The organism is Caballeronia calidae, from assembly GCF_900044055.2.
Lineage (GTDB): Bacteria > Pseudomonadota > Gammaproteobacteria > Burkholderiales > Burkholderiaceae > Caballeronia > Caballeronia calidae.
This window is the reverse complement of record NZ_FCOX02000123.1, coordinates 1-9,958: the sequence shown is the minus strand read 5'-3', so window position 1 is coordinate 9,958 and position 9,958 is coordinate 1. Positions and strand designations below refer to the sequence as shown.

The 9,958-nt window shown below is 62.8% G+C and carries 9 protein-coding genes; all 9 read left to right on the top strand.

The features are described 5' to 3' along the window. The first annotated feature begins 388 nt into the window (after positions 1-388). On the top strand, positions 389-1,189 hold the full coding sequence (folP, locus tag AWB78_RS39975; RefSeq protein ID WP_157697801.1) for a dihydropteroate synthase: 801 nt from the start codon (positions 389-391) through the stop codon (positions 1,187-1,189). A gap of 115 nt (positions 1,190-1,304) precedes the next feature. Further along, positions 1,305-2,666, top strand: coding sequence for a phosphoglucosamine mutase (gene glmM / locus AWB78_RS39970; protein ID WP_062612490.1), 1,362 nt, complete (start codon positions 1,305-1,307; stop codon positions 2,664-2,666). A gap of 209 nt (positions 2,667-2,875) precedes the next feature. Continuing rightward, positions 2,876-3,907: a phosphate ABC transporter substrate-binding protein PstS gene (gene pstS / locus AWB78_RS39965; RefSeq protein ID WP_062612488.1), complete on the top strand. Its 1,032-nt coding sequence runs from the start codon at positions 2,876-2,878 to the stop codon at positions 3,905-3,907. A 125-nt stretch (positions 3,908-4,032) separates the two neighbouring features. Further along, positions 4,033-5,016: a phosphate ABC transporter permease PstC gene (gene pstC, locus AWB78_RS39960; RefSeq protein WP_062612485.1), complete on the top strand. Its 984-nt coding sequence runs from the start codon at positions 4,033-4,035 to the stop codon at positions 5,014-5,016. Then, on the top strand, positions 5,016-5,903 hold the full coding sequence (gene pstA / locus AWB78_RS39955) for a phosphate ABC transporter permease PstA (RefSeq protein WP_062612483.1): 888 nt from the start codon (positions 5,016-5,018) through the stop codon (positions 5,901-5,903). Before pstC ends, pstA begins: the two co-directional genes overlap by 1 nt. Positions 5,904-5,918: 15 nt before the next feature. Next, positions 5,919-6,791 carry a phosphate ABC transporter ATP-binding protein PstB gene (gene pstB / locus AWB78_RS39950; RefSeq protein ID WP_062612481.1) on the top strand — a complete coding sequence of 291 codons (873 nt, stop codon included), beginning with the start codon at positions 5,919-5,921 and terminating at the stop codon, positions 6,789-6,791. A gap of 38 nt (positions 6,792-6,829) precedes the next feature. Beyond that, a complete protein-coding gene (gene phoU / locus AWB78_RS39945) occupies positions 6,830-7,534 on the top strand; it encodes a phosphate signaling complex protein PhoU (protein WP_062612479.1) in 705 nt (234 codons plus the stop codon). 51 nt (positions 7,535-7,585) lie between these two features. Next, positions 7,586-8,287 carry a phosphate regulon transcriptional regulator PhoB gene (phoB, locus tag AWB78_RS39940; protein WP_062612494.1) on the top strand — a complete coding sequence of 234 codons (702 nt, stop codon included), beginning with the start codon at positions 7,586-7,588 and terminating at the stop codon, positions 8,285-8,287. A gap of 62 nt (positions 8,288-8,349) precedes the next feature. Further along, positions 8,350-9,663 carry a phosphate regulon sensor histidine kinase PhoR gene (phoR, locus tag AWB78_RS39935; RefSeq protein ID WP_062612477.1) on the top strand — a complete coding sequence of 438 codons (1,314 nt, stop codon included), beginning with the start codon at positions 8,350-8,352 and terminating at the stop codon, positions 9,661-9,663. Positions 9,664-9,958 lie beyond the last annotated feature (295 nt).

The following is a 9,958-nucleotide window of genomic DNA, read 5'->3' as shown; positions in this document are numbered from 1 at the left end:
TGGGAAACCATCGACGCGGACCAGATAGGCGACATCATGTCGGATCGTCCGCCGCGTCCGCCGAAGAACATGCCGCCTCCGTCGGGCGATACGCCGTCGGGTGGCAGCAGCGGCAACGAGGTCAAGCCGGGCAACGCGCCGGCCACGGCCTGAGTTTCCTGCGTCCGTTCATGGGCCGGTGTGCATGGCACGCCGGCCCATTTTCACTTTATGGCCGCCGTTTTATCCGGATGCTGAAGGTGGCGTCGGATCCAATCCCGACCTCACCTGGCGTCGTTTCCGTCTCCAGCTTCGTACGACTCGCTTGACCACACCGACCTCATCCCCGCTTTCAGCAGCGCCGCTCCAGTGCGGCCGCTTTACGCTGACTTTCGACCGCCCGCTCGTGATGGGTATTCTCAACGTCACGCCGGATTCCTTTTCGGACGGCGGCCGCTTCGTCTCGCGCGACGCCGCTCTCGCGCGTGCCGAACAGATGATCGCCGACGGCGCCGACATGATCGATATCGGTGGCGAATCCACGCGTCCCGGTGCGCCGCCCGTTCCGCTCGACGAAGAGCTGGAGCGCGTCGTGCCGATCGTCGAGGCGCTGCGCGCGGTGCAAGTGCCGCTTTCCGTCGATACCTACAAGCCGGCCGTGATGCGCGCCGTGCTCGACGCGGGCGCGGATATGATCAACGATATCTGGGGCCTGCGCCGGGAAGGCGCGCTCGACGCCGTCAAGGACAGCAATTGCGGTCTTTGCGTGATGCACATGCTGGGCGAGCCGCGCACGATGCAGCTACACGACCCGGTGTACGAGGATGTCGTGGCCCATGTGCGCGAATTCTTCACCGAGCGCGTCGCGGCGCTCACGCAAGCCGGCGTCGCGGCCGGGCGCCTCAGTCTGGATCCGGGCTACGGCTTCGGCAAGACGGTCGAGCATAATTACGCGTTGCTCGCGCATCTCGGCGCGACGTTACCCGCCGGGACGAATTTTCCGTTGCTCGCGGGGATGTCGCGCAAATCGATGCTCGGCGCGGTCACGGGGCGCGGCCCCGGCGAGCGTCTCGCGGCGAGCGTCGCCGCCGCGGTCTGCGCGGCGGAGCGGGGCGCGGCGATCATCCGCGTGCACGATGTCGCCGAGACCGTCGATGCGCTGAAAGTCTGGCAGACCACAAAGCATGCCGCGCTGAATGTGCATCATTGACACCTGGCCTCATACATCAGAAATTTAGGCGCAGGCGCGCGCCGACAGAAATCATCAACTATATGTCGCGGACCGACAGAAGGCGCCGGGCGGCCGCGAGGAGGGTCAAGCAATAATGGCACGTCAATATTTTGGAACGGACGGCATTCGCGGCCGCGTGGGCGTCGCGCCGATTACGCCGGACTTCGTACTCAAGCTAGGCTATGCGGCCGGGAAAGTGCTCGCGGGCGCGGACCGCGCGCAGCAGAAAAAGGGCAATCGCCCGACGGTGCTGATCGGCAAGGACACGCGCGTATCGGGCTATATGCTCGAAGCCGCGCTGGAGTCCGGCTTTTCGGCGGCGGGCGTCGACGTGATGCTGGCCGGCCCGATGCCCACGCCGGGCGTCGCGTATCTGACGCGCGCGTTGCGGCTGTCGGCGGGCGTCGTGATCAGCGCGTCGCACAATCCGTACAACGACAACGGCATCAAGTTCTTCTCGGCCGACGGCAACAAGCTGCCCGATGAAGTCGAGCTCGAAATCGAGCGCCAGCTCGAGCAGCCGATGGAATGCGCACCGTCCGAGCGTCTCGGCAAGGCCCGCCGTCTCGACGACGCGGGCGGCCGCTACATCGAGTTCTGCAAGAGCACGTTTCCCGCGAACTTCGACCTGCGCGGGCTGAAGCTCGTGGTCGATTGCGCGCACGGTGCCGCGTACGACGTCGCGCCGCACGTGTTCCACGAGCTCGGCGCGGAAGTCGTGTCGATCGGAGCGTCGCCGAACGGCTTCAACATCAATGACGGCGTCGGCGCCACCGCGCCCGATGCGCTCGTGCAGGCCGTCCTGGAGCACAAGGCGGACATCGGCATCGCACTCGACGGCGACGCGGACCGCCTGCAAATCGTCGATTCGACCGGCCGCCTCTACAACGGCGACGAGCTGCTCTATGTGCTGGTCAAGGACCGCATCGCGACCGACGGCAAGGTGGAAGGCGCCGTCGGCACGCTGATGACCAATATGGCCGTCGAAGTGGCGTTGAAGGAGGCGGGCGTGCAGTTCGTGCGCGCGGCCGTCGGCGATCGCTACGTGCTCGAAAAGCTGCGCGAGAACGGCTGGCTGCTGGGCGCGGAAGGCTCGGGCCACATCCTGTCGCTCGACCGTCATTCGACCGGCGACGGCATCGTCTCGGCGCTCCTCGTGCTCGCGGCGATCCAGCGCAGCGGCAAATCGCTCGCGGAACTGCTCGAAGGCGTGAGTCTGTTCCCGCAGAAGCTCATCAATGTGCGCATGAACGCGGGCGCGGACTGGAAGGGCAGCGACGCAATTCGTCGCGCAGTCGAGCAAGCCGAGCGTTCCCTCGAATCGCGCGGCCGGGTCTTGATTCGCGCGTCGGGAACTGAACCGGTCTTGCGCGTGATGGTGGAAGCGTCGGCGCAACAGGACGCGGTTCGCTACGCAGAAACGATTGCGCAGGTCGTGAAAGAGGCGACTTCGTAGGCGTTTACTGAAAGCTGTCACATTTCGCTAAAAGCGGGCTTCGGCCCGCTTTTTTATTTGCATCGGGCGCTTGACAAATCCGGTGTGATCAAACTTTCAGCACGTAAGCGAACTGACACGTTGGCTTCACGGTTAGTCATATTACTGTCACAGACTCCTCCTATATTTCGCGGTGTCGTCTCACACGCTCACTACCCTGGAGATTAAGAATGAAATTGATGCAAACCGCGCTGGCCGGCCTGATTGGTGCAGTGTTCGCCATCTCCGCTCAGGCAGCCGACATCACCGGCGCGGGTTCGACCTTCGCAGCCCCGATCTACACCAAGTGGGCTGACGCGTACCAGAAAACCGGCGGCGGCAAGGTGAACTATCAAGGCATCGGTTCGTCGGGCGGTATCAAGCAGATCATCGCGAAGACGGTGGATTTCGCCGGCTCGGACGCTCCGTTGAAAGATGACGAACTCGCGAAGGACGGCTTGTTCCAGTTCCCGACGGTGGTCGGCGGCGTGGTGCCGGTGATCAATGTGCCGGGCGTCAAGGCGGGTGAAGTGACGCTGTCGGGCCAGGTGCTCGGCGACATTTATCTCGGCAAGATCAAGAAGTGGAACGACCCGGCGATCGCCGCGCTGAACCCGAAGGTCAAGCTGCCGGATACGGATATCGCTGTCGTGCGCCGCGCCGACGGCTCGGGCACGAGCTTCATCTGGACGAACTACCTGTCGAAGGTCAACACCGAGTGGAAGTCGAAGGTCGGCGAAGGCTCGACGGTGAACTGGCCGACGGGCACGGGCGGCAAGGGCAACGACGGCGTCGCGGCCTTCGTGCAGCGTCTGCCGGGCGCGATCGGCTACGTCGAGTGGGCGTACGCGAAGCAGAACAAGATGACCTACGTCGGCATGAAGAACTCGGCTGGCACGGTCGTCGAGCCGAAGACGGACACGTTCAAGGCGGCGGCTGCCGGTGCGGACTGGTCGAAGTCGTTCTACCAGATCCTCACGAACGAGCCGGGCCAGAACGCATGGCCGATCGTCGGCGCGACCTTCGTGCTGCTGCACGCGACGCAGGAAAAGCCGGCGCAGGGCACGGAAACGCTGAAGTTCTTCGACTGGGCGTTCAAGAACGGCGGCCAGGCTGCCAACGACCTCGACTACATCTCGCTGCCGGAATCGGTCGTTGCCGAAATCAAGACGCAGTGGAAGGCGAAGGTCAAGGACGCGTCGGGCAAGCCGGTCGCGCAGTAAGCGAAGTACACGTAGTTTGAAACTGTCCTAAGCTCTGAAGGCGCAGGACGGTTGGCAACAAAAAAGCCGCGCGGCAGCCCGAAAGCCTGCCGCGCGGTCTGACACGTAGCGAAACCAAGGCTCCCATGTCGGACATCAACTTATCGTCGGCGGTGCCGGCAGCGCATACCCAGCGCGCGCCGAGCCGCATCGGCGACATCATTTTCGGCGGCGTGACACGGCTTGCGGCCGTGATCACGCTGCTTCTGCTTGGCGGCATCATCGTTTCGCTGCTCGTCGCGTCGATGCCGACCATCCAGAAATTCGGGCTCTCCTTCCTGTGGCGCGCGGAGTGGGATCCACCCACCGAGAGCTTCGGCGCGCTCGTGCCGATCTACGGCACCATCGCGACCTCGATCATCGCGCTCATCATCGCCGTGCCGGTGAGCTTCGGCATCGCGCTCTTCCTGACTGAACTGTCGCCCGCGTGGCTGCGCCGCCCGCTCGGCGTCGCGATCGAACTGCTCGCGGCGATTCCGTCGATCGTCTACGGCATGTGGGGCCTGCTCGTGTTCGCGCCGATCTTCGCCCAATACTTCGAGAAGCCGCTCGGCCATGTGCTCGGCAATGTGCCCGTCATCGGCATGTTCTTCCAGGGCGCGCCGATCGGCATCGGCATTCTGTGCGCGGGCGTGATTCTCGCGATCATGATCATTCCGTACATCGCGTCCGTGATGCGCGACGTGTTCGAAGTCACGCCGGTGCTGCTGAAGGAATCGGCGTACGGCATCGGCTGCACGACGTGGGAAGTGATGTGGAAGATCGTGCTGCCTTATACGCGCGCCGGTGTGATCGGCGGCGTCATGCTCGGTCTCGGCCGCGCGCTCGGCGAGACGATGGCGGTCACGTTCGTCATCGGCAACACGAACCTGCTGGACAACGTGTCGCTCTTTTCGCCGGGTAACAGCATTACCTCGGCGCTTGCAAACGAGTTCGCGGAAGCGAGCCCGGGCCTGCATACGTCGGCATTGATGGAACTCGGTCTGATTCTCTTCGTGATCACGTTCTTCGTGCTTGCGCTCTCGAAGCTGATGCTTCTGCGCATGGAACGCGGGGAGGGCCGCAAATAATGAGCCGTCCCGCTACGTTCAACCAGGACCCGGACCGCGTGCAGGCCACGCGCCTCAAGCTGCAGCGCCGTCGCCGCGGCACCAATGCCGTCGCGCTGACGCTCTCGCTCGCCGCGATGGCCTTCGGCCTCATCTGGCTCGTGTGGATTCTCTTCACGACGCTGAAGCTCGGCATCGGCGGCTTGTCGATCGATCTCTTCACGCAATCCACGCCGCCGCCGAACACCGATGGCGGCGGTCTCGCCAACGCGATCGTCGGCTCGCTGATGCTCGTCGTGCTCGCGACCTTCGTCGGCACGCCGCTCGGCATCCTCGCCGGCGTGTATCTCGCCGAATACGGACAGAAGCGCTGGCTCGCGAGCATCACGCGTTTCATCAACGACATTCTGCTGTCGGCGCCGTCGATCGTCGTCGGCCTGTTCGTGTACGCGATCGTCGTCGCGAAGATGGGGCGCTTCTCCGGCTGGGCCGGCGTGATCGCGCTGGCCTTGCTGCAGATTCCGATCGTGATCCGCACGACCGAGAACATGCTGAAGCTGGTGCCGAACGCGTTGCGTGAAGCCGCGTTCGCGCTCGGCACGCCGAAGTGGAAGATGGTGATGTCGATCACGCTGAAGGCGTCGGTCGGCGGCATCGTGACGGGCGTGTTGCTGGCCGTTGCGCGCATCGCCGGCGAAACCGCGCCGCTGCTTTTCACGGCGCTGTCGAATCAGTTTTTCTCGTGGGACATGAATCAGCCGGTGGCGAATCTGCCGGTCACGATCTACAAGTTCGCGATGAGTCCGTTCCCGCAGTGGCAATCGCTCGCGTGGGCCGGTGTGTTCCTGATTACGCTCGGCGTGCTGGGTCTGAATATCCTGGCGCGCGCGATCTTCTCGAAGAAATAAGGGCGGAGTGATTCCATGAATATGGTCGAAAGTGGTGTCAACCACCTGAACTCGAAGACTGAAACGCCGGTCGGGCGCGGCCCGGTGCCGGGCAGCGTGCGCCCGACGCACGGCTCGCAGCCGGCGGATTCGATCAAGCCGAAGATCGAGGTGAACAACCTCAACTTCTTCTACAACAAGTATCACGCGCTGAAGAACATCAACCTGCGCATTCCCGAGAAGAAGGTCACGGCCTTTATCGGGCCGTCGGGTTGCGGCAAGTCCACGCTTCTGCGCACGTTCAACAAGATGTACGCGCTCTATCCGGAGCAGCGCGCCGAAGGAGAAATCCTGATGGACGGCGTGAACCTGCTCGATACGACGAAGGATATTTCCCTGCTGCGCGCGCGTGTCGGCATGGTGTTCCAGAAGCCGACGCCGTTCCCGATGTCGATCTACGACAACATCGCGTTCGGCGTGAAGATGTTCGAGCAACTGTCGCGCTCGGAAATGGACGACCGCGTCGAATGGGCGCTCACCAAAGCCGCGCTCTGGACCGAAGTGAAAGACAAGCTGCAGCAGAGCGGCTACGGTCTTTCGGGCGGCCAGCAGCAGCGTCTTTGCATCGCGCGCGGCATCGCGATCCGTCCGGAAGTGCTGCTGCTCGACGAGCCGTGTTCGGCGCTCGACCCGATTTCCACGGGCCGTATCGAGGAGCTGATCGCCGAACTGAAAAGCGATTACACGGTTGTCATCGTCACCCACAACATGCAGCAGGCGGCGCGTTGTTCGGACTACACTGCCTATATGTACCTCGGTGAATTGATCGAGTTCGGCGATACCGAAAAAATCTTCATCAAGCCCGCCCGCAAGGAAACGGAAGACTACATCACGGGCCGCTTCGGCTGATCGTCAGCCAGGTGCAACAGAAGGCTTAAGGAGCATATATGACCGATAAACATCTCTCGAGCCAGTTCGACGCCGACCTGAACGCGGTGTCGTCGAAAGTGCTGGAAATGGGCGGCCTGGTGGAATCGCAGATCATCGCGGCGATGCAGGCGCTGAACGAATTCGATATCGGCATCGCGGATCAGGTGATCGCGGCCGAAGCGCGCCTCAACACGATGGAAGTCGAGATCGACGAGGAGTGCAGCAACATCATCGCGCGCCGTCAGCCGGCCGCGCGCGATCTGCGTCTGCTCATGGCGATCTCGAAGACCATCACCAATCTCGAGCGCGCGGGCGACGAAGCCGAGAAGATCGCGAAGCGCGTGAAGCGCATCAACGAGGACGGCGCGGGCCGGACGGTGAACATCGCCGAGATCAAGTTGTCGGGCGAGATGGCGGTGTCTATTCTGCGCCGCGCGCTCGATGCGTTCGCGCGTCTCGACACGGTCGCGGCCGCGCAGATCGTGCGCGACGACAAGGCCATCGACGATGAATTCCGCGCCTTCGTGCGCAAGCTCGTGACGTACATGATGGAAGATCCGCGCACGATTTCCGCGGGCCTCGATTATCTGTTCATCGCGAAGGCGGTGGAGCGCATCGGCGATCACGCGAAGAACATCGCCGAGTTCATCATCTATATCGTGAAGGGCACGGACGTGCGCCATATCTCGCGCGACCAGCTCGAGCGCGAGGCGCTCAGCTGATCGTCAGCACGCGCAATCGTTTTAACCCAAGCAAAAGGTCAAGAGGTGCCGATGCCCAGCAGTATCCTCGTCGTGGAAGACGAACCCGCGATCTCCGAACTGATTTCGGTGAATCTTCAACATGCGGGACATTGCCCGATTCGCGCGTACAACGCCGAACAGGCGCAAAACCTGATCAGCGACGTGTTGCCCGATCTCGTGCTGCTCGACTGGATGTTGCCGGGCAAATCGGGCATCGCGTTCGCGCGCGACCTGCGCAACAACGAGCGCACGAAGCACATCCCGATCATCATGCTGACGGCGCGCGGCGACGAGCAGGACAAGGTTCTCGGCCTCGAGATCGGCGCGGACGATTACGTGACGAAGCCTTTCTCGCCGAAGGAACTGATGGCGCGCATCAAGGCGGTTCTGCGCCGCCGCGCGCCGCAGCTGACCGAGGACGTGGTCGCGATCAACGGCCTGCGCCTCGATCCGGCGACGCATCGCGTGGCGGCGAATCACTCGGACGGCGACATCAAGCTCGATCTCGGCCCGACCGAATTCCGTCTGCTGCACTTCTTCATGACGCATCCGGAGCGCGTACATAGCCGCACGCAATTGCTGGATCAGGTGTGGGGCGATCACGTGTTCGTCGAGGAACGTACGGTCGATGTGCACATCAAGCGTCTGCGTGCCGCGCTCAAGCCCGCGGGCTGCGATGCTATGATCGAAACGGTGCGCGGCAGCGGGTACCGGCTTGCGAAGAGTGCCTGAGTTTCGGCTCGACGTTATCCGCTTTGAATGGCCGCATCAACGTCACTAGACTCACCGATAACATGAACATCATCTGGACGCGTGCCATCGTGTCCCTCGCGCTGCTCGCCGCGATTAGCGCCGCGATCGGCGCATTCGCGGGCCTGCGCGCGGCGCTCGCCTTCGCGGTGATCATGCTCGTCGTGCAAGGCTTCTTCGTCACGTATCACATGCAGCGCCTGTGGCGACTGCTCGAAGCGCCGGTCTACGGCGAGGTGCCGAGCGCGCTCGGCATCTGGGGCGAAATCTATTACCGCCTGCACAAGCTCGCGAAGCGCTGGCACGCGCAGGTGCGCCAGGTCGAGCAACAGCACGCGCGCTTCATCCAGGCGATCCAGGCATCGCCGAACGGCGTCGCGATGCTCGACGATCACGATCAGATCGAGTGGTGCAACGCGATCGCGGAGGAGCATTTCGGCCTCGACGCGAAGCGCGACTTGCGCCAGCACATCACGCATCTCGTGCGTCATCCGGATTTCGTCCGCTATCTGAACGCGCACCATTACGAAGAGATGCTCGTGATGCGCGGCATGGGCGTGAATCGCAAGTACACGGTCTCGGTGCAGGTGTTTCCTTATGGCGATCACCGCAAGCTGATTCTCACGCAGGACATCACGGAGCTGGAGCGCACGGATTCGATGCGTCGCGATTTCGTCGCGAACGTCTCGCACGAATTGAAGACGCCGCTTACGGTGCTGTCCGGCTTTCTTGAAACGATGCGCGAGTTGCCGCTCAACGAAGCCGACCGCATGCGCTATCTCGACATGATGGAGCAGCAGGCGTCGCGGATGCAGAACATCGTGCGCGATCTGCTCGTGCTTGCGAATCTCGAAGGCGATATGCGTCCGCCGGGCGATGAACTGCTCGACATGCGCGCGGTCATGCGGCATCTGGAAGACGATGCGAACAATCTGTCGAGCGGGCGGCATCGCATCACGTTTCATAGCGATGATGCGTTGACGGTCGCCGGCGCGGAGACCGAAGTGATGAGCGCGCTTGGCAATCTCGTGACGAACGCGGTGCGGTATACGCCGGATGGCGGGGCGATCGACGTGTCGTGGCAACGCATGAAGGATCGCGCGGTGTTCACGGTGCACGACAGCGGGCTTGGCATTCCTGCGGAGCATATTCCGCGGTTGACGGAGCGGTTTTATCGCGTGGATCGCAGCCGGTCGCGGGATACGGGCGGCACGGGGCTCGGGCTTGCCATCGTCAAGCATGTGCTGCAGCGGCACAATGCCGAGCTCGATGTGAAGAGCGAAGTGGGGAAGGGGAGTACGTTTATCGTGAGGTTTCCGGGATCGCGGACAGCGTTGAGGAAATCGCTGGCCGCGTGATTTTTGGCTGCTTGCGCGTTGGTTGTTTGTGGTCGCCGGAGCCTGTTTTTGCGTTGCCCCTGTGCGGGGCGGCAGTCGCTTTCTTTGCTGCTCCGCACTTTGCGTTGGGCTTCTATGGAACTTGTGTTCGCGTCGGTTTATTAGCGTTGCCCCTATGCGGGGCGGCAGTCACTTTCTTTGCTGCTGCAAAGAAAGTAACCAAAGAAACAGCTATCCCCATCCAAAGTACTTCACACCGGCCCCGGCACAGAAGCACTCTCGTGGTCCGGCAGTAGCGAGTGCCCTCACAAAACTC

Bases quoted from the DNA above. Each gene is read 5' to 3' on its own strand.
- pstS (WP_062612488.1), top strand. From the start codon at position 2,876: ATGAAATTGATGCAAACCGCGCTGGCCGGCCTGATTGGTGCAGTGTTC.
- folP (WP_157697801.1), top strand. From the start codon at position 389: ATGGGTATTCTCAACGTCACGCCGGATTCCTTTTCGGACGGCGGCCGC.
- glmM (WP_062612490.1), top strand. From the start codon at position 1,305: ATGGCACGTCAATATTTTGGAACGGACGGCATTCGCGGCCGCGTGGGC.
- pstC (WP_062612485.1), top strand. From the start codon at position 4,033: ATGTCGGACATCAACTTATCGTCGGCGGTGCCGGCAGCGCATACCCAG.
- pstA (WP_062612483.1), top strand. From the start codon at position 5,016: ATGAGCCGTCCCGCTACGTTCAACCAGGACCCGGACCGCGTGCAGGCC.
- pstB (WP_062612481.1), top strand. From the start codon at position 5,919: ATGAATATGGTCGAAAGTGGTGTCAACCACCTGAACTCGAAGACTGAA.
- phoR (WP_062612477.1), top strand. From the start codon at position 8,350: ATGAACATCATCTGGACGCGTGCCATCGTGTCCCTCGCGCTGCTCGCC.
- phoU (WP_062612479.1), top strand. From the start codon at position 6,830: ATGACCGATAAACATCTCTCGAGCCAGTTCGACGCCGACCTGAACGCG.
- phoB (WP_062612494.1), top strand. From the start codon at position 7,586: ATGCCCAGCAGTATCCTCGTCGTGGAAGACGAACCCGCGATCTCCGAA.